The organism is Vallitalea okinawensis, assembly GCF_002964605.1.
GTDB classification, from domain to species: Bacteria; Bacillota; Clostridia; order Lachnospirales; family PQDH01; genus Vallitalea_A; species Vallitalea_A okinawensis.
On sequence record NZ_PQDH01000009.1, the window covers coordinates 34,286 to 53,817 of the forward strand.

15 protein-coding genes are annotated in these 19,532 nt (G+C 34.4%); 2 read left to right on the plus strand and 13 right to left on the minus strand.

Annotated elements, in window-relative coordinates; genetic code table 11:
• Position 1: 1 nt before the first annotated feature.
• The 7 genes from C1Y58_RS20315 to C1Y58_RS20345 all read right to left on the minus strand — a co-directional run bounded on the left by C1Y58_RS20315 (position 2) and on the right by C1Y58_RS20345 (position 8,226).
• A complete protein-coding gene (locus tag C1Y58_RS20315; protein WP_105618236.1) occupies positions 2-640 on the minus strand; it encodes a lactate utilization protein in 639 nt (212 codons plus the stop codon).
• A 237-nt stretch (positions 641-877) separates the two neighbouring features.
• Positions 878-1,927, minus strand: coding sequence for a beta-galactosidase BglB (bglB, locus tag C1Y58_RS20320; protein WP_242985446.1), 1,050 nt, complete (start codon positions 1,925-1,927; stop codon positions 878-880).
• Positions 1,928-1,932: 5 nt separating this feature from the next.
• On the minus strand, positions 1,933-2,874 hold the full coding sequence (locus C1Y58_RS20325) for a sugar phosphate isomerase/epimerase family protein (protein ID WP_157950216.1): 942 nt from the start codon (positions 2,872-2,874) through the stop codon (positions 1,933-1,935).
• A 1-nt stretch (position 2,875) separates the two neighbouring features.
• The gene (locus C1Y58_RS20330; protein ID WP_105618242.1) at positions 2,876-4,519 is read right to left on the minus strand and encodes a hypothetical protein; all 1,644 of its coding nucleotides are present in this window, start codon (positions 4,517-4,519) and stop codon (positions 2,876-2,878) included.
• Between the two features lie 116 nt (positions 4,520-4,635).
• Positions 4,636-6,264, minus strand: a complete 1,629-nt coding sequence (locus tag C1Y58_RS20335; RefSeq protein ID WP_207655793.1) for an extracellular solute-binding protein — start codon at positions 6,262-6,264, stop codon at positions 4,636-4,638.
• Between the two features lie 96 nt (positions 6,265-6,360).
• Complete coding sequence (locus C1Y58_RS20340; protein WP_105618244.1) at positions 6,361-7,251, minus strand: carbohydrate ABC transporter permease; 891 nt, start codon at positions 7,249-7,251, stop codon at positions 6,361-6,363.
• Between the two features lie 15 nt (positions 7,252-7,266).
• Complete coding sequence (locus C1Y58_RS20345) at positions 7,267-8,226, minus strand: ABC transporter permease (protein ID WP_105618246.1); 960 nt, start codon at positions 8,224-8,226, stop codon at positions 7,267-7,269.
• Positions 8,227-8,497: 271 nt separating this feature from the next.
• Here C1Y58_RS20345 and C1Y58_RS20350 point away from each other — a divergent pair, with 271 nt between their 5' ends.
• Positions 8,498-10,840: a helix-turn-helix domain-containing protein gene (locus tag C1Y58_RS20350; RefSeq protein WP_105618248.1), complete on the plus strand. Its 2,343-nt coding sequence runs from the start codon at positions 8,498-8,500 to the stop codon at positions 10,838-10,840.
• Positions 10,841-11,082: 242 nt separating this feature from the next.
• On the opposite strand, the gene C1Y58_RS20355 is transcribed toward C1Y58_RS20350, so the two are convergent.
• From C1Y58_RS20355 to C1Y58_RS20375, 5 genes are all read right to left on the minus strand, one after another.
• Positions 11,083-12,852 (minus strand): NADH-dependent [FeFe] hydrogenase, group A6, encoded by a 1,770-nt coding sequence (locus C1Y58_RS20355; protein ID WP_105618250.1) that lies wholly within the window; start codon positions 12,850-12,852, stop codon positions 11,083-11,085.
• Positions 12,853-12,904: 52 nt separating this feature from the next.
• Positions 12,905-14,698: an NADH-quinone oxidoreductase subunit NuoF gene (locus C1Y58_RS20360; RefSeq protein WP_105618252.1), complete on the minus strand. Its 1,794-nt coding sequence runs from the start codon at positions 14,696-14,698 to the stop codon at positions 12,905-12,907.
• Positions 14,699-14,720: 22 nt separating this feature from the next.
• On the minus strand, positions 14,721-15,119 hold the full coding sequence (locus tag C1Y58_RS20365; protein ID WP_105618254.1) for a (2Fe-2S) ferredoxin domain-containing protein: 399 nt from the start codon (positions 15,117-15,119) through the stop codon (positions 14,721-14,723).
• 18 nt (positions 15,120-15,137) lie between these two features.
• A complete protein-coding gene (locus tag C1Y58_RS20370) occupies positions 15,138-15,617 on the minus strand; it encodes an NADH-quinone oxidoreductase subunit NuoE family protein (RefSeq protein ID WP_170311650.1) in 480 nt (159 codons plus the stop codon).
• 129 nt (positions 15,618-15,746) lie between these two features.
• Positions 15,747-16,466: a PHP domain-containing protein gene (locus C1Y58_RS20375; protein ID WP_105618256.1), complete on the minus strand. Its 720-nt coding sequence runs from the start codon at positions 16,464-16,466 to the stop codon at positions 15,747-15,749.
• A gap of 520 nt (positions 16,467-16,986) precedes the next feature.
• Here C1Y58_RS20375 and C1Y58_RS20380 point away from each other — a divergent pair.
• Positions 16,987-17,817, plus strand: coding sequence for a tetratricopeptide repeat protein (locus C1Y58_RS20380; RefSeq protein ID WP_105618258.1), 831 nt, complete (start codon positions 16,987-16,989; stop codon positions 17,815-17,817).
• Positions 17,818-17,968: 151 nt separating this feature from the next.
• Here the strand turns inward: C1Y58_RS20380 and C1Y58_RS20385 are convergent, their stop codons facing one another.
• Positions 17,969-19,423, minus strand: a complete 1,455-nt coding sequence (locus tag C1Y58_RS20385) for a leucyl aminopeptidase (protein ID WP_157950217.1) — start codon at positions 19,421-19,423, stop codon at positions 17,969-17,971.
• Between the last annotated feature and the right edge of the window lie 109 nt (positions 19,424-19,532).

Here is a 19,532-nt window from a genome sequence, read left to right on the forward strand (position 1 = left end):
TTTAGTAACCTACTTCGTCAGCAACCATTATAATATGTATACGGTTTTTAAATTTCATTCCATGGTGAATAATTGTTGTATAGTTACACATACGATCTGGTATTTGACAGTCTTCACATTCACCTGATTCTATACAAGGTGTTTTATGCCCAATCCTCTTTACATTAAGGGGGGCAATATCCTTAAGTCTTTTGAATCCATCTTCAATAGTAGGTACAATTTTGTTAACCCCTGCAATAATAACTACTTCTTTAGGACCAAAAATCATACCTGCTACTCGATTACCAGTACAATCATTATTGATTAATTCACCATTCTTTGTTATTGCATTAGTCCCAGTAACAAGATAATCAGCTAACATGGATTGGCGCATACACTCTACTGTATCTGGCCAAGAAGGTTGATTATAGCGATCATATAATTCATAAGAACCTTCTCTAAAGAACTCCACCAATCCCATTTCATTTAATGTTATTGAACCACCGAGGGCAATTGATGCTTCCTCTGGTATGATATCATTAACGATCTTTTTTGCCTCATTTAAATCATTGGCTAGATAAGCATCGTAATGTTTTTCTTTTAATTTATTGACCATTTTTTCTGCTTTACATGTATAATGCCATTTTCTTATTTTGTCCATAACTAACAACTCCTCTAACTGTATTCTCATCCTATTTCCATTATAGATATAAACAACTTTCTCATGTACCTGAATCTAAGTTTTCCTAACATCCGCAGATTTTTACCAAATATACCTCAGTATTATGAAAAGACCCTCATACTTTTCTATATGTACAGGGTCTTCACATTTCCTTTCAATTATTATGAGTATTGAAGTCTGGTATTAACGTAATGGGCGCATATTGTGTAACCATCACTATTCTCCTTTGAGTGAATTAACTACTTCTACAAGAAATAAAAAGAGCAAACCTTGTCCATAGGCTGTTGGACAAATCTCTATTTCTTTATAATGTTGGTCATTCATCCCTATAGCTGTTCCATAAGACACCTGATTGACGATGCCGTCTTCATCCACACAATCCAATAGTCCCTTTAAAGCCCTGTTTACTATCTCATTATATCGGTTATCAATATAGCCTAATTGTAGCGCTCTTAAAATACCATAACTGAACCCAGCTGTTGCAGAGGCTTCTAAGTAGGTCGTTGGGTCATTTATAATCGTATGCCATAACCCACTTTCATCTTGGTGACGATCCAACTCTTTAATCTGTGCCCTCAAGGTATTGAGAATATAATCTTTATTAGCACCTTCTAACTCTAAAATATCAATGAGTTCAACAGCTCCAGCTGTGAACCAACAATTTCCTCGTGCCCAGAAAACTTCACCAAAATTATGACGTCCATCAAAACTCCACCCATGATACCATAAACTTGTTTTTTTATCATACATGTATTTAATATGAATAAGAGCTTGGTGAATGGCTTCTTCAATATAATCCTTATTATCAAGCAACTTCCCCATCTTGCCTAAGAAAAGTACCGTCATAAATAAGGTATCCGCCCATAACTGTTCTTTATTTTCTAAATGAGTCGTGACATGCTGAAATCCACCTTCCTCAGTACGAGGTAAGTCATTGTATACCCAGTGTGCCCAATTCTTGCATATCTCCAGGTATTTCTCTTCGCCTGTTATTTCATAGATATGAGCTAATGTTAATAATGGGGCTGTTGTATTTATGTTACGGATGGGTAGTCCTTTTTCTATTTGCTCATCATACCAATTGATCATATATTGCAAGTATTTATTTTCTCCTGTATAGGTATAAAACTTATATAACCCATACATGGCTACACCTTGGGGCCATTCCCATAAGTTAATGTCCATATGATCATTATCATCTGACACAGGACTTATTAATCGGTTGATAACTTTTTCTGCCGTTTTCAATACATGACTCTTGTCCACTTCCATCACCTCATTAATTTATCATAAAGGATACTGGTTCCTTTGATGATGTCTTCTTTACTATTCTTGCAGCCTAATTCTAATACTTTCAGTTCCACATTTTTTATAATAGGTAGAAATTCATCTATGCAATCACTCTTCATGTAGGGTGCAAAATGATCATTGACACCTATTGCATCATGGATATGGACACCTACTATTTTATCTTGAAGCTGGTAGAGCTCATCTCTATTATGCAAGCCCAAATTCTCCATCATGACACTATGTCCTGTATCTAACCAAAACCCTAAACGATCGGAATTCAAATGGTCGATAATATACTTAGCTTCATTATATGAGGGAATTTGATAACACATCGCTCGGTTTTCTATACCTAAGATAATCTTATAATTCTTTTTTTCTATATGATTTAATAATAACTCCATACAATATATAATAGACTTCATGTTCTGATTCATGGTCTTATCACGAGTAAGTACCATCTCTTTAAATAAAACATGATAATCTTCAGATTTTCTTTTTCCTTGTCTATACAGCTCTTTTAATTGCCTATCGTACACCATCAATTCTCTTGGTGTTGTTGCAATATGCGTAACCACAGCTTTAGCACCTAATTGATGGGCATGATCTATGGTATTGATGGTGGCATGAACTGCCTTACTTCTCAACTCTTCATCATCATAAGCAAAGAAAATGGAGTCTGTATCTAAACGTTGGTCTTGGGTATAAGGAAAGACATTATGTAAACTGGTTACTTCTACCTCACCTGATTCTATTATTGGATACATGGACTTTAATATTTCTTTTGTAATTTTATAATTAAGCTCGGCTTTATTAAAACCTAAGCCAATAATCTCCTCTAAAACATCTCTACCTGTATAATTCTTATGCCATGCATTTCTCCAGTTCCATGATGTCGAAAAACTTAAGTCATTGAATTTACGCATTTCAAATACCAACTTTCAATCCTTTGAATCCTCTAATATGAATAATTCTTTCGCTTTCAGTAAAATCAGTGAAATACAGATAAAAAGCATTTCTATCCCTCAGTGCTGCATCGTTCTTTCCTTCAACAAATTGATGAGCACCAAAGGCTGGTCCGATGGAAATACTCTGAATACCATTCTTAATCAATACATCCCCACTCTTGGCAATAACATATTGCTCACTCTTGGCTTGACAAGCAAATCCATTATTTTCTACTGTATCACCATTGATGACAGCCATTTCCAAACTATAAGGTAGACGATCACAACCATCAGCTTTAATGACTAAATCAATTCCACCTGCTACCTCTTTTACATCTATTTGAATGTTTAAATCCTTACTTCTTATTAATTCTCTTTTGTCATGATCCATCTGCCACCAATCAGTTGTTGGAGGCGCTTCGTCGAATGGTCTATAGTACCACCCATTGGATGAATAGTTCATTTTGAAACCATCACCCGTGTCCTTTAACTCCATTGCCTTAAAAGCTCTTGTTGCAAAATAAGAAGCAGAAAGCTTAAAAGCCACACGGATATTGCCTTGTTGAAAAAATAGAAAATCATTAGAATCAGCAACTAGGCTATAACTTGTATCTTTATTTCTCACTCTTACAACACCTGATTCATCAAAGTAGCGACGATAAGATGCTAACTCTTCTTTTTCTCCCAACTCTACATGGCGCAAGTCTTCGTTAAGCATGAGATAACTTAGACAGCTAGGTGCCATATCTCCTCTATCTAGAATCCCTTTAAAGATAAAGGCCGCCATCTTTAAAAACTCTCCTATTCCTAGCTTACTACCCATATACAAATAGTGGTAAAAGTAATTACTTGGATAGACAACTCGCCCTTTATCTTGCCTTGTTGAATTATTCGTAAATACGCTGCCATCGGGCTCGATGTAGGCTAACATCATCTGCAAATTTCTTTTTACATATTCTAAATACTGTGGATCATTAAGCTCCTCGCTAATGGTTATCAAGGCTCCATTATTAATAACGTTATAGCCACCACTTGACCGCTCAGCATATTCTCCATAAGCATTACAGTCAATTCCTTCATTGAGGTATTTCTTTGCCTCTATCTTGAATGAATCTTCACCAGTCATATTGTAGACAGTTAGCAACATAGATGCGATAGCCCATCTGTGATTAGGTGTATGAAAACCACCTTCTAACATGCCTTTAGCTCCATCTACAATGATTTGATATAGAAGTTCTCTTACCTCTTGCAATGCATTAGCCTTTACCAATAATCGGTACACAGGAATCAGACCTTTGATGCAGAAAGCAGTGTCAGGAGCAGAATAAAAATTACAGTCGATTAAGTCAAAGAGACCGTTTTCTCTTTGCATTCTTCTTGCATAATTTAACCCTCGTTTGATACTCTCTTCTAACTTTAATTGATGATAATATTGACTTTTTTCATTAAGGTATAAAGCTATTCCCTCCGCTACAGCATTTAATGTACTTTTGGGTTCAACATATCTGTTACTGATAACTACAGCTCCATAGTCTTGACTATCGGTATCAAGTATCTGACTATATAATAAATACTCAACTCGTTTTTCGCTGTCTCTTAATATTCTCTCATAATAGCTTTGCATTTTTTAATACCTCTCTATTTATATTGAATGTTTTTTAGTAATCTTAATGTAAATCTATTTACTGTTTTATTTACTGAGAGAGGATGACATGAGTCATCCTCTCCATAAAATAATCTCTATTTTTTATTAGCAGTGTACCATTCATTAACTTCTTCTTCTACTTCAGTACCACCAGCTGCATTGTATTTTTCTACGAACTCTTCAAAATAACTAAGTGGTTTATCACCAGCAATCATACTAATGTAAGCTTCTTCTCTAATTTTCTTAAGTTCTGCACTGTATTCATTCATCTTAGGTGTAGCTACTTGAATAACAGACTCAATACCATTTAAATGGAACCCTTCTTCATAAGCCCATTCAGCTTGAGTATTAATTGGTTTAAAAGGAACTGTCATGTTTAGATTAGCACCAATCTCATAGCTATAGTCTGTATCTTTGTATTCATCTAATGTAACTGCTTCACCTTTATCTTTATTTACCCACTCCCAATGCTTTCCTCTAATACCTTTTGTAGCAGTTGTTCTTACCTCAATATCAGGATTTGCACTTACATAATCAAGAATCTCTAAGATTTTCTCCATCTTACCTTCTTCTTGAGCTGCATAGACACCAATACCATAGAAGTTCATAAGACGATTGTACTGTCTTGTTCCACTGATACCAGTAGGTCCAACTGGTGGTTGACCGAATACAATCTCTGCATCAGGTTGAACAAGCATTAATTCTTTATAAACAGCGCCTGCTTCAGTAGGTACTTCATTCCCTTCAGCATCTACCATTGAGAAAGCACCTTCTGGTGTCCAGTGATAAAAGTTTCCTTTATTAGTCATTCCAATTCTTCCATTAACAAATGAATGTGATATAGCCCAGTAACCACCAGTATTTTCACCAGTAATAAACTCTGGATCTAAAACCCCATCTTCATACCACTTGTTAAGTAACGCAACGGCTTCTTTCATTTCTGGCATTGTACCTGTATAAACAGCTTTACCATCTTGTTCAATCCAATAATCCTTATGTGGTACCCCACCAAATGCTCCAAATATTGCAATCATACCATCTTGAGAAAGACCATAAGTATCATTGATACCATTACCATCTGGATCTTCCTTAGCAAACTTATACATTAAATCTTCGAACTCTTCTAATGTCTCAGGGACTTTATCCACTCCTACTGCTTCCATCCAATCTTTACGATAGATGATTGGTAATCTAAAGATATTGGTTGGGTTAACTGATGCAATACCATAAAGCTTTCCATCAACTTTACCGAAATCTAAGAATCCTGGTGCATTTTCCTCTGTCACTTGTACAATATTTGGTGCGTATTGATTAAGTGTATCTTCAGGAATTTCTGCAAGAACACCTTGATTCACATAACCTAATAATTGATCAGGTTTTCTAACTCTGAAAAGGTCAGGTACCTCACCTGCTGCAAGACGTACATTTAACATCTCTTCATACTTGTTGTGTTCTAAATTCCAAACATCGATATCTACGTTAAACATGTCTTCAAAGTACTTAAGCATTTCCCCATCTGGATCAGTTGGTGCCTTTTGGTATGCTGTCCAAGAAATCTCGTATCGCTTTTCCTCTTTCACATCACCATCTTTATCTTTAGCCTCTGAACCTTCAACTTTAGTTGTTGAATCCGTTTTTTCTGTACTCTGATCATCTGAGCTACATCCAGCAAACAAAGACATAACCATGATCATGGCAAGAATTAAACTTATTACTTTTTTCATTCAAAACCCTCCCTTTAAAATCTTGATAATCCCCCACGTTTCTACATTAATTTTAACATGAGGTGTTTTATGAGCTCAACCTATAATGGTTGGAACTTATCCCTTTAATGAACCCACCATAATACCTTTAACAAAATACTTTTGTATAAATGGGTAGACAATAAGTATCGGAATAGTGGTTACCATAATGGTAGCTGCCTTTACTCCTTCAGTAGTTACAGCAGCAGCTTCAACCTCACTCTGTCCAGATAAATCCATAACTTGTTGCGTACCTTCCATAACAACTCTTCTCATGATAACCTGTAGTACTTGCTTACTTGGATCCGTGATATAGAGTAAACATTGGAACCATTCATTCCAATGCCATACAGCAATCCATAAAGCTATAGTCGCAATGATAGGCTTACATATAGGAAGTATAATACTAACAAGTATTCGAATATCGTTAGCACCATCGATTTTTGCAGACTCTTCAAGACTATCCGGTAAAGACATCATATAATTTCTAACAATAGTCATATAGAAAGCATTAACTAAGTTGGGTAGTACAAGAGCATTAATTGAATTCATTAAACCAAGATTCCTTACTAACAAATAGTTAGGAATCAAACCACCACTAAAGAACATGGTGAATACAACAAGTGCTGTCCAAAAACCACGATTAGGAAAATACTTTCTTGATAGAGGATAAGCCAAAGTGAATGTAAATAACACACTTAGTAGCGTCCCTAAAATTGTCTTATAAATGGTTACTAAGAATCCTGATGCAATGTAATTAGAACTAAACACCCTTTTATAACTTTCAAAACTAATTTCAGGTGGTATTAAGTATAACTGAGTTAATGGAACATTGGCACTAGCCAATGACATCGATAAAAGATATACAAAAGGATATAATGTAGTCATACAAAAAATAATCATAAATAAGGTATTTGTAGAATCAAATATTTTTTCACTAAAAGACGTTTTTATTTTATTGCCAGCCATTTCATCACCTCATTCCTACCATAATCCATAATCATTAATTCTTCTTGCAATATAATTGGTACCAACTACTAAACCAAAGGAAATAACGTTCTTAAATAACCCTACTGCAGTGGCAAAGCTGTATTCCATGTTGACAACCCCTCTTCTATAGGTATATGTACTTAATACGTCTCCTACGGAATAAACAGCTGGGTTATATAAGTTAAATACTTGATCAAAATTATCATTGACCACTTTACCAGTTGCGAAAATGATCATGATTGTTATAATAGGAATTAATGATGGTATCGTGACATGGATAACTTGCTTAAACCTACCTGCACCATCAATCTTAGCAGCCTCATAAAGAGCTGGATCTATACCACTAAGAGCTGCAAGGTAGATAATGGAGTTCCACCCTAGCCCCTTCCATACTTCTGTTGATACTAAAACAGTTCTAAACCAATCAGTATCTGCTAAAAAGTAAATAGGTTGACCGCCTAAAGCCTTTATTAAAATATTAATAGGTCCAATGGATGGTGATAAAAATTGCATAAACAAACCACCTAAAACAACCCATGAAACAAAGTGGGGTAAATAACTAATGGTTTGCACTACCTTTTTGAACTTCATTTTTCTTACTTCATTTAATAAGAGTGCGAAAATGATTGGAGCAGGAAACCCAATGACTAATTGATAAAAACTGATTACTAAAGTATTCCTGAATACTTGCCAAAAACTTTCCATGGCAAACATCTTTCTAAATGTATCCAGACCAATCCAAGGACTTTCATGGATACCTAATAAAAATTTATAATCTTTAAATGCGATTTGCAGACCGTACATAGGAATGTATTTAAAAACAATAAAGAATATAATACCTGGTAGAAGCAGTAATAGAAGATATCTATTTTTCCAATACTCTCTAAAGAAATAATTTATTTTTGTTAATAAGGTATTCTCTGGTAATTTCTTTTTCGTGTTTACTACCTGCATATCTATCCTCCTTCTGAAATTTGGCGCCTACCAGAAGCATAAATTATTTTCATCTTCCTTTCAATCTCAAATATCAGTTAACATATCGTAATTTAGAAATCCCCAATACTTATTATCAGAAGTCATAGCATTTACCTGTTTTATAGGGATGAGAGTCATAAATATGACTATAATAATACTATTTCCTAAAACTTATATTTCCTTATATCATTCTTTGTTTTATACTTATTAGTATAAGTACATAAATTCATAACAGAAGGTTTGATTGAATATGACAATAAAAAAGCGATTTTCTTCTATATACTATAAATTTATATTTTCATTTTCATTATTAGCTTTTATGCTGACCATTATTTTGACAGCTACAACTTACTACTATTTTTCTAAAAATTATAAAGACGAGTTAGAGCTTGTACATGAAAAAATGTTGCAATACACATCCAATATTATTTATGAAGAAATAATTGAAGAAACCCAGAGAATTTTTTTGCAATTAGTTAATGAACCTGTTAATAGTGTGCCCTTTGACTATTTTATCTCTCATCCTATTAAGGGAAATAACTATAAAGTAAATACTTTATATGACGAATTCCAAAGGCTTACCGTTGTTCACTCTGACCTCATAGATGCTATACATATCTATTATGTTGATAAAGAACTGTTGATATCATCATCTATCGGGATTAAAGAGAATACACCTATCAATCAAAAGATATTTAATGGTTTAGATTGGCTAAAGGACATCCAGCAATCTAATGATGTATCAAGTTGGTTACCTACAAGGGTCGTCTATGCTAATAAAACTGAAGCTGTAGGTAGAGATCAAACACATCTACTGACTTACACCCGTACATTCCCCTTTACTTCTACAGGCAATAATGCCAAGTGTTTTATCGCTATCGACATCAAAGAAGAAGCTATAGCTAAGATTTTAATAGACTCCCTACCAGCTGATTATTCAAGCACCTATGTGATAAATAATAAAGGGCAGGTTATAAGTGCTGTTGATAAAAGCAATCTCTATTCATCTCTTTTCAATTTAGATGACTTAACAATTGATTTAGAATCAGGCAGCTATATCAGTCGTACTATTAAGCTTGGGAATAAAAGTAACCTAGTAGCTTTAACACCTATCCCCTATACAGACTTTAAATTAATTAATGCCATGCCTCTATCCAGTTTCTATAATAAATCACGACATATAGAATTAATGATCCTTATATTAGGTAGTATTTGCTTACTTTTAGGTATTATTTTTGCTATAACATTTAGTTTTAGACTTTATTCACCTTTACGGAAACTAACGAATACCATAAAGAAAAGCACGGAGATAGATTTAGTTGATAAGCATAGTGAGTATGACTTAATTACCAATGTAATGAATAATCTCAAGGGGCGTGTCCATGAACTAAATGAGTGTCTTGAAGAAAATCAACCCATTATTAAGCACACATTGGTGCTAGATCTCTTAAATCATATAATAATCAGTGAACAAGAGTTGGAAGAACGTTTAAAACTCTTCAATATATCTTTCAATTATAATCATTATGCCTGTATTCTTGTTGACCTAAGCAATAATGCGACTTGGTCAAAACTTGAACAGGATCAAAAACAGTTAATTAAATATGCCATTATTAATGCCGTGGAAAATATTAATGATTCAGAATATCTAGCCTTAAGTGCCGAACTATCGGATTCACAAATTGGTATAATAATAGGTATCCATGAAAGTGATTATGGGATACTCAACGTAATCTCTACAGAAGTACTAAAACTTATACAGAATAATGTGCTGATGAATTCTACTATAGCCTTTGGTTCTATAGTTAATCATATTCTCGATCTCCATACTTCTTATAAACATGCTAATAAACTATTGGGCTATCATTATTTCTTGCCAGAAGAGCATGTTTTAGACTGGAGTATGCTTTCCATAAGAGAAAATAGTAATCTACATTTAGACAGTCAGTATCTAGCAACTTTCTCTGAATTATTGTACAGCAGAGACCTTAATGGAATTGTTAACTTTTTCGATCAACTCATGGATCAATTGATAGAGAAAGAACTCTCAGTTGATTATTGCAACAGAGTATTATTAGATCTATTACGAAAATTATCGACTTATACAAACGAAATGAAGTATCGATTGAATCAAAACTATAATCATCATCAGATATATACTTCCTTTAGTGAAATATCAGATATCTATGCATTCAAAAGATGGATTATAGCATACATCACTGAGCTCTTTGGATTTATTGATGAAAAGGATCAATCAAAAAATGCGGATTTGGTTAAACGAGTTCAACATTATATGGAAGAACATTTAGGAGAAGATATAGGTTTAGATATGATTGCAGAACAGGAAAAGATTACTCCTCGTTATCTTAGTAAACTGTTTAAAGAAGAAACGGGCATTAACTATTCAACTTATTTAACAGAATTACGAATGAAAAAAGCTAAGGAACTGCTGATGAATGATCACATGACCGTAGACCAAATTGCTCATGCTGTTGGTTATCGTACTTCCTCCTACTTTATACAAGTTTTCAAAAAGACCTATGGTTATACACCTAAAAGTTTTAGACAGCAGTTTATTGATGGACAAGGATAGCTAACTATTACCTCTTATTTAATAATTAATCTATTGATCCTCGAAATAACTAACTAGAAATATCATAACTTTAATAGTAACGCATAAGAAAAGTGACTAGCGTCACTTTTTAAGTATATGAATGAAAGTATGATTCTTTGCCAGCAAAATGCGAACTTTCGACACTATAACAAAAAGCTCTCTATATCGCATAGAGAGCTTTCTATTTATTCATATCATTTTATTTTCTATTGATTTAGTAATTATACGCGCTCTTTCTTGTTGTAGTGAGTGTGTAATAAGTGATGCGCTTTTTCACTACCTGGCTTAGTAAGATACTCTTCGTATAATTTGACGATATCAGGGTTCTCATGAGACTTACGAATAGCTTTTCCTTCATCTTCTTTTAATAAACCTTGAGTACGCTTCTTAATTACTTCAATTTTACCATGATGATATGGTTGGCCACCACCATTGATACATCCACCAGGACATGCCATGATTTCAATAGCATGTAAGTTTCTTGGATTACCATTCTTTACTTCTTCAAGAAGCATTCTTGTATTACCAAGACCTGAAGCGATACCAATATTAAGCACTAGCTCACCAAAAGCTACTTCTGCAACACGGATACCTTGCTCAGCAGTTGCATCTCTTAATTGATGGAATTCAACTTTTTCAAGTTTCTCACCAGTTACCCACTCATATGCTGTACGTGTAGCAGCTTCGATAACACCACCTGTTTTACCGAAGATAACACCAGCACCAGTAGATTCACCTAATGGATTATCAAAATCTTCTTCAGCTAAGTCAGCTAAATCAAAGTTTGCTCTTTTGATTAAACTAGCTAATTCTCTTGTTGAAAGTGAGTAATCTACATCAGGGTTTCCATTCACAGAGAATTCATCTCTTGTTGCTTCATACTTCTTAGCAAGACAAGGCATAATGGACACTACTACCATCTTCTCACGAGGTACGCCAATTTTTTCTGCGAAATATGATTTAGCAATAGCACCAAACATTTGTTGTGGTGAACGAGCACTTGATGGGATATCTAATAACTCAGGAAATTGAGTTTCGATAAAGTTAACCCATGCTGGACAACAAGATGTTAATAATGGAAGTGGTACATCTTCACCATTTAAGTGACGAGTTAAACGATCTACTAACTCAGTAGCTTCTTCCATGATTGTTAAGTCAGCTGCGAAATCTGTATCAAATACATAATCAAAACCCATTTTTCTAAGTGCAGCAGCCATTTGGCCTGTAACGATTGTACCTGCTTCGTAACCAAACTCTTCACCAAGAGCAACACGAACTGCAGGAGCTGTTTGAACAACAACTACTTTATCTGGATCAGCTAGAGCTTCAACAACTTCCCAGCTGTGATCTTTTTCTGTTAACGCACCTACTGGACAAACTTGTACACACTGTCCACAGTAAGTACATGTAGAATCTTCTAATGGCACTTCGAATGAAGTAGAAACAACAGCATCGAATCCTCTATTGATACCTGATAATACACCAACTGTTTGAACTTCATTACACATTGTCTCACATCTTCTACACATGATACATTTATCCATATCACGAATGATAGATGGTGATAAATCTTTCACATATTCAGATTGAGCTTTACCAGTGATTCTTACATCTCTAACTCCAAATCTGATTGCTAAGTCTTGTAAATCACAGTTACCTGATTTAGCACATACTAAACAATCTTTTGGATGGTCTGATAATAATAATTCTAATACTGTCTTTCTTGCTTCTAAAACACGGATAGTGTTTGTTTTAACTACCATACCTGGTACTACTGGAGTAGCACAAGCAGGTGCTAAGTTTCTTCTGCCTTCTACTTCAACAACGCAGATACGGCAAGAAGCAGCTTTATTTACCATCTTAATGTCATGTAAATCTAAGTGACACAAAGTAGGTATATCTATATCAATTTTGCGGGCAGCCTCTAATACAGTACTACCAGCAGGCACTTGAACTTCTTTGCCATCGATTATGATTTTTACCTCTGACATTTTAGCCTACACTCCTTTTACATAAAATTTAGTGTTTTATATTAAACGGACGTTATCTCTTGATAATAGCTTTGAATTTACAGTTATCCATACATGCACCACATTTGATACATTTCTCTTGATCAATAACATGTAATTTTTTAACTTCACCGGAAATACAGTTTGTAGGACAAACTCTAGCACACTTTGTACATCCGATACATTTATCTTCAAGGATGAAGTATTGTAATAATGATGAACATTGTCCTGCTGGACATTTCTTATCATTAACATGAGCTTCATATTCATCCCAGAAAGCTTCCATCGTAGATAGTACAGGGTTAGGAGCAGTTTGACCTAAACCACATAATGCTGAATCTTTGATAACACGACTTAAGCGTTTCATCTCATCAAGATGAGCCATTGTACCTTTACCTTCAGTAATTAATTGAAGTAACTCAGATAAACGTTTTGTACCTACACGACAAGGTGTACATTTACCACAAGATTCTTCTTCAGTAAACTCTAAATAGAATTTAGCTACTGCAGGCATACAGTCATCTTCATCCATAACGATCATACCACCAGAACCCATCATAGATCCTTTAGCGATAAGGTTATCGAAATCGATAGGAGTGTCTAAGTCTTTTTCTGTTAAACAACCACCTGAAGGTCCACCAGTTTGAACAGACTTAAATTTCTTGCCATCTTTAATACCGCCACCGATATCATAGATAACTTCTCTTAAAGTTGTTCCCATTGGTACTTCGATAAGACCAACGTTGTTGATTTTACCAGCTAAAGCGAACACTTTTGTTCCTTTAGATCTTTCTGTACCAATTTTGCCATACCACTCTGCACCTTTTAATAAGATAACAGGTACGTTAGCAAATGTTTCTACGTTATTAACGTTAGTTGGTTTACCCCAGTAACCTGATTCAGCTGGGAATGGAGGTTTTGTAGTTGGCTCACCACGCTCACCTTCCATAGAGTGGATAAGAGCTGTCTCTTCACCACATACGAATGCACCAGCACCGTAAGTTAATTCAATATCAAATTCAAAACCAGTACCTAAAATGTCAGTACCTAATAAACCATATTCTCTTGCATCATCAATAGCTTTCTCTAAACGTTTGATTGCTAATGGATACTCAGCACGAATATATACGCGACCTTTAGATGCTCCAATAGCATAACCGCAGATAGCCATTGCTTCTACAACTGAATGAGGGTCACCTTCTAAGATAGAACGGTCCATGAATGCACCTGGGTCCCCTTCATCAGCATTACAAATAACATATTTTTGGTCCGCTTCGTTTTTCATAGCGAATTCCCACTTAAGACCAGTTGGGAAACCACCGCCTCCACGGCCACGTAAACCTGATTCTTTCATAACATCGATAACTTGTTGAGGAGTCATTTCAGTTAACGCCTTACCAATTGCTTGATAACCATCTCTTGCTATGTACTCTTCAATGTTATCAGGATCAATGAAACCACAGTTTCTTAATGCGATACGCATTTGTTTTTTATAGAAATCCATATTTTTAGAGTCAGAAACTCTTTCACTTGTTTCTGGATCTTCGAATAATAATCTCTCTACTTTTCTACCTTTTACAATATGTTCAGCAACAAGTTCTTTAGCATCCTCTGGCTTAACTTGTACATAGAAAGTATTATCTGGTAACATTTTAACGATAGGTCCTTTTTCACAGAAACCGAAGCAACCTGTTTTAAGAACCTGAACATCTCCGTCCATACCAGCAGCTTTAACTTCATCTCTTAAGTTATCTACTATTTGAGCTGCATCTGCTGATAAACAACCTGTACCGCCACAGACCAATACGTGCATCTTATAGTTGGACATCTTTTCTGGCCTCCAATCTTATTTATTCATCAATAGTTTTATGAGTTTTAGGGATAATTCCGTCGATTAACTCACCATTTTTGATTGTTTTTTCGATAACATCTTTTGCAACTTCTTGAGTTACATTGCCATAAACTACAGCTTCTTTACCAGGTAAAGTTACTTCAATTGTTGGTTCTGCATAGCAGTATCCCATACAACCTGTTTGTGTTACAACTACGTTATCTAAGCCTTGTTTTCCTGCTTCCTCGATTAAAAAATTCATGATTTCTCTCGCGCCAGATGCAATACCACAAGTAGCCATTGCAACTTTAATTTGAACTAAATCATCAATGTTTTCACCTTTTACTCTTAAATCTACTTTTGATTGTGCAGATTCTTTAATTTTTAATAATTCATCTAAAGATTTAATTTTTGCCATGATTTACCCTCCTAAGAATTATTCGCACTCTGCGATAATATCTGAAACCATGTCAGGTGTTACTCTACCGTATACCTTTTCGCCAATCATTACTACAGGCGCTAACCCACAAGCACCAACGCAACGTAAAGCGTCAATAGAGAATTGACCATCTTCTGATGTTTCACCAGTTTCGATACCAATTTGTTTTTTGAACTCATCAAGTACTTTCTCAGCACCACGAACATAACAAGCTGTTCCCATACATACAGCAATGCTATATTTACCTTTTGGAGTCATTGAGAAGAATGAGTAGAATGACACTACACCAAATACTTTTGACACTGGTAACCCTAATTTTCTAGCTACGAAGATTTGTACCTCTTTTGGTAAGTAACCAAAGATATCTTGAGCTTTGTGAAGAACACGAATTAACTCACCTTTTGTACTAGGCATAGAGTTAATATACTGCTCAAGTTCTTCATACATTTCTTTTGACAACCCTGTGCACTCTGCCATGTCTGTCCCTCCTTGAAAATTTCCTAATAATCTAGAAATTTGTTTTACAAATTCCTTATTGGTTGAATTCAACCACTTAGAATATAAATATTTAAATAATATATGTGGAGCGCATAAAGCGCGTCTTACCTACTTAATATCTCTTTTACTTCTCAAATAATGAATAATACCTTGAACACTGAGTTCTTCTACTTCAATGAAACGATGTTGAAAAATCAAAGCCTCTAAATCATGAGCGTCCGAAGATTGAATCATATTAAAAGATTTGTACTCTTCTTGATATTTGTCAAAATCATCAACGTATTTAGAAACTTCTACAGTTGTTACAGGCAATTGGTCAGGTATTAATCCTAAATTTGAAAGTATACTATAACTTGGACGATCAATATGGGCTGGAACCGCAACCCCACCCAATTTATCGCATATGTTAAATAACTCATCTATAGAAAGATTAGCAGCAGTAGATAAAAACCTGTCGTTCTCACCCACCACCGAATCATTTTCATCGAATATCAGTTGATCACCAAAAATATTCGTTCTATTTTTAATGTTTGGCAATGCGCTATAGACAATTTCCTGCACATTGTATACATCAGTTATCTCTGAAAAAAAACACACCATATGAATTTCTTCTCTTGTCTCTATTTCCATAGCCGGAACCACAATGATATCTTGTTCATTAGCTAATTCCATAACAACTTTAACGTTTTCACAGCTATTATGGTCAGTAATTGCTATAGCATTAAGATCACATATCTTCGCCATATTAACAATATTATTTGGAGACATATCCACATGACCACATGGTGATAGTGCCGTATGAATATGAAAATCATAGTAACATTTCATACAATCATACTTTCATCATAAATTTTTCAGATTCAGTGAAATTTTTAACAACAACTTATAAAAAAAATCCCATTCCTTGTCATTAGCATTTTTCACTATACACATTATAGCAAACAACATTCTATATGTAAACAACAAAAATTACTATTTTAATAGGAAAATATAAACTTTTATCCATAATCAATAACCATTATCTTTTATTCATTTTAATTAATAATCGTTTTCAAAATTAATTACATTTTATTGAATTTATACAAAACCTTTGGTTTTACACCGAGACTTTTTCGTATACCTGAGCTTATCTACACGATATCCTTCAAGTACCTTAAACAGTTCATAAACCCACTATATTTTGTCATTAATTTCTATATTTTGTCATTGTAATCACTCTTACTTTGTTAAAAAAACCGCAATTCCTAGTAATTTACTAGGAATTAACTGACCGTATTGCTTCTATCTGATCTTTTGTGGTACAATGTGTAATAGAACTTTTTTATACTAAATCAGTGGAGGTATCTGCATGAATTTTAAAAAACCTAGCAGTAAAATGATACATGCTATATTCATATTTGCTATTTTTATTGGACTAATGAGTTTATCACGACCCTGGTATGAATTTATACTAGCCTATTTAGCTTATTTTATATTATTCTTTCTTATTTTTCTACCAACCTCTATAGGTAATATGGGTTATTTTATACAGATCTTATTTCACAAGCAAGAACTTGCTAATAAATATTATGAAAAAGCCATTAAAATGGGAACAAAAAGTAATTATGCATTAACTGCTTATGGTTTAGAACTTCTTAGAGGTAATCAACCCAAAAAGGCATTACCCCTATTTCAGCGTAACTTAGAACTTAAATCAACTAAGCCTATTTTTATTAAATATACTGAGATGAACTTAGCAACATGTTATTGGAAATTAGGAGACATCGATAAGTCTATCGAAATACTAGAAGACATGCATGAAAAGTATGAAGTTTTTAATGAAGACTTCTATACAACATTAGGATTTATGTATTTTTTAAATGATGATTTTGATACATCCTTGGAACACACCAAGCAAGCTTTGAAAAAGAATCGTGAACACGGTCCTGCCTATGATAATATGGGTCAAATTCACTACCAGATGGGTGATTTAGATAAAGCTATTAAGTACTTTAAAAAGGGTCTAAAGTATAAAAGTACAATGGCTGATAGTAAGTACTTTCTTGGTCTCATTTATGAAGAACAAGGTGACTATGAACAAGCAGCAGAATATTTCAAAATGGCACATGAAAGCAATATTAATGGTTTAAATACTGTTACACGAGAAGAAGTAGATATGAAATACAATGCTTATAAGTAAACTATAGCAGCTAGTATAAAAATGGCTAATGCCACGTTAAAACTGAACTAGGAAAGTACGGTACCTTGCGAGCAACACACAGTACTTTCTTACACTATAAAAAAGGAGTTAATGGAAATTTCCATTAACTCTTTTAGTTTGCTTTATTTAATTAGCCTAATTTAGCTACTTCGTATAGCATTCTTGCACCAAAACCTGTTGCCCCTTTTGTATAATAGTGCTTAGCTTTCTCTACAGCTGATGGTGCTGCAATATCAATATGAGCCCATGGTGTATCTCCAACAAACGCTCCAATGAATAAGCCTGCAGTAATCGTACCTGCTTCTCTACCACCAATATTACGTAAGTCAGCTATTGGTGAATCTAATTGTTTTTTATAAGCTTCATCATGTGGCAATCTCCAGATCTTTTCACCAGATTTTTTTGAAGCTTGATCAACACGTCCATAGAAATGATCATTGTTACTTATGACTCCTGCCCGTTCTGTACCTAAGCTTATTGCTTGTGACCCTGTTAATGTTGCTATATCAACGATTTCATTTACATTTTCTATTTCTTTTGCATAATGAACCGCATCTATTAGGGTCAATCTTCCTTCTGCATCCGTATTTTCAACAAGGATGGTCTTACCACCCATACTACCAATAATATCGCCTGGTTTATAGGCTTTTCCTGATATCATATTTTCACAAGCAGCTACGATTGCTACCACATTAACAGGAAGTTTGGCTTTCGTAATGGCAACCATTGCACCTATTACTGCTGCAGAACCACCCATATCTGTCTTCATATTCACCATTCCGGTTGTAGGTTTTATAGAATATCCACCTGCATCATAGGTCAGACCTTTTCCAACTAGTCCAAGAATCTTTTCATTTTCTCCCGCACCGTAGTAACGCATAACAATTAAACGAGGACCTCGCTTAGAACCTTTGGCTACTTCTAGAAAAGCTTCCATACCTAATTTTTCAATCTCTTCCTTCTTAAATATTTCAGTTTCAAAACCATGCTCTTCCCCTAAATCTTCAACTATTTTAGCTAATGTCTTAGGATATAATTTATTAGCTGGTTCATTCACTAAATCTCTAGCAATAAAGGTAGCTTCAACCAGGATATCACTTTCCTCTGCTTGGTCACTGAGCTCTTCAATATCGACCTCAGGTACTAAAGCATACATAATTTCTTCTAAGGTGTAGTCTTTACCTTTACTTTTATAGTTGTTAAAGCTATAAGAAGCTAGCATAAGCCCTTCAGTGATTCCTTGATAAAAGCTCTTGTTGCTTAAAGTAGCTTGTTCAGTATATAGCACTGTTACATTATTAATAAATTTTTCTTTTAATGGCTTAAGTCCTTCTCCTGAACGACGGCGTACTTCTTCAACGTCTAATTTACTTTCCTCGCCAAAGTCAACTAAAACAAGAAGCTTGACTGCCCCCTCCATGAGGTGTAATGCACTTACTTTCTTTTCTGTGCGCTTTTGTTCTTCAATCAAGTATTCTACTTCTTTACGTATTCCTTCTGGTATCTCTGTCTTCAATTTACCTTTAAACACGGGTACTAATACTGCCTCACTTGTAATAAAATCTCGATGTAGCTTTAATTTCATAAGATCACCTCTTTCTTTAGACTTGTGGTTCATATATTTAATAATTATTTTATATACTATTTGTTAGATACTATTCTAACATATATTCAGTTTATATTCAATAGCGAAC

Coding starts and splice junctions, on each gene's coding strand:
- C1Y58_RS20350 (WP_105618248.1), top strand. CDS start 8,498: ATGACAATAAAAAAGCGATTTTCTTCTATATACTATAAATTTATATTT.
- C1Y58_RS20330 (WP_105618242.1), bottom strand. CDS start 4,519: ATGCAAAGCTATTATGAGAGAATATTAAGAGACAGCGAAAAACGAGTT.
- C1Y58_RS20335 (WP_207655793.1), bottom strand. CDS start 6,264: ATGAAAAAAGTAATAAGTTTAATTCTTGCCATGATCATGGTTATGTCT.
- C1Y58_RS20345 (WP_105618246.1), bottom strand. CDS start 8,226: ATGCAGGTAGTAAACACGAAAAAGAAATTACCAGAGAATACCTTATTA.
- C1Y58_RS20325 (WP_157950216.1), bottom strand. CDS start 2,874: ATGCGTAAATTCAATGACTTAAGTTTTTCGACATCATGGAACTGGAGA.
- C1Y58_RS20380 (WP_105618258.1), top strand. CDS start 16,987: ATGAATTTTAAAAAACCTAGCAGTAAAATGATACATGCTATATTCATA.
- C1Y58_RS20385 (WP_157950217.1), bottom strand. CDS start 19,423: ATGAAATTAAAGCTACATCGAGATTTTATTACAAGTGAGGCAGTATTA.
- C1Y58_RS20360 (WP_105618252.1), bottom strand. CDS start 14,698: ATGTCCAACTATAAGATGCACGTATTGGTCTGTGGCGGTACAGGTTGT.
- C1Y58_RS20365 (WP_105618254.1), bottom strand. CDS start 15,119: ATGGCAAAAATTAAATCTTTAGATGAATTATTAAAAATTAAAGAATCT.
- C1Y58_RS20355 (WP_105618250.1), bottom strand. CDS start 12,852: ATGTCAGAGGTAAAAATCATAATCGATGGCAAAGAAGTTCAAGTGCCT.
- C1Y58_RS20340 (WP_105618244.1), bottom strand. CDS start 7,251: ATGGCTGGCAATAAAATAAAAACGTCTTTTAGTGAAAAAATATTTGAT.
- C1Y58_RS20370 (WP_170311650.1), bottom strand. CDS start 15,617: ATGGCAGAGTGCACAGGGTTGTCAAAAGAAATGTATGAAGAACTTGAG.
- C1Y58_RS20375 (WP_105618256.1), bottom strand. CDS start 16,466: ATGAAATGTTACTATGATTTTCATATTCATACGGCACTATCACCATGT.
- C1Y58_RS20315 (WP_105618236.1), bottom strand. CDS start 640: ATGGACAAAATAAGAAAATGGCATTATACATGTAAAGCAGAAAAAATG.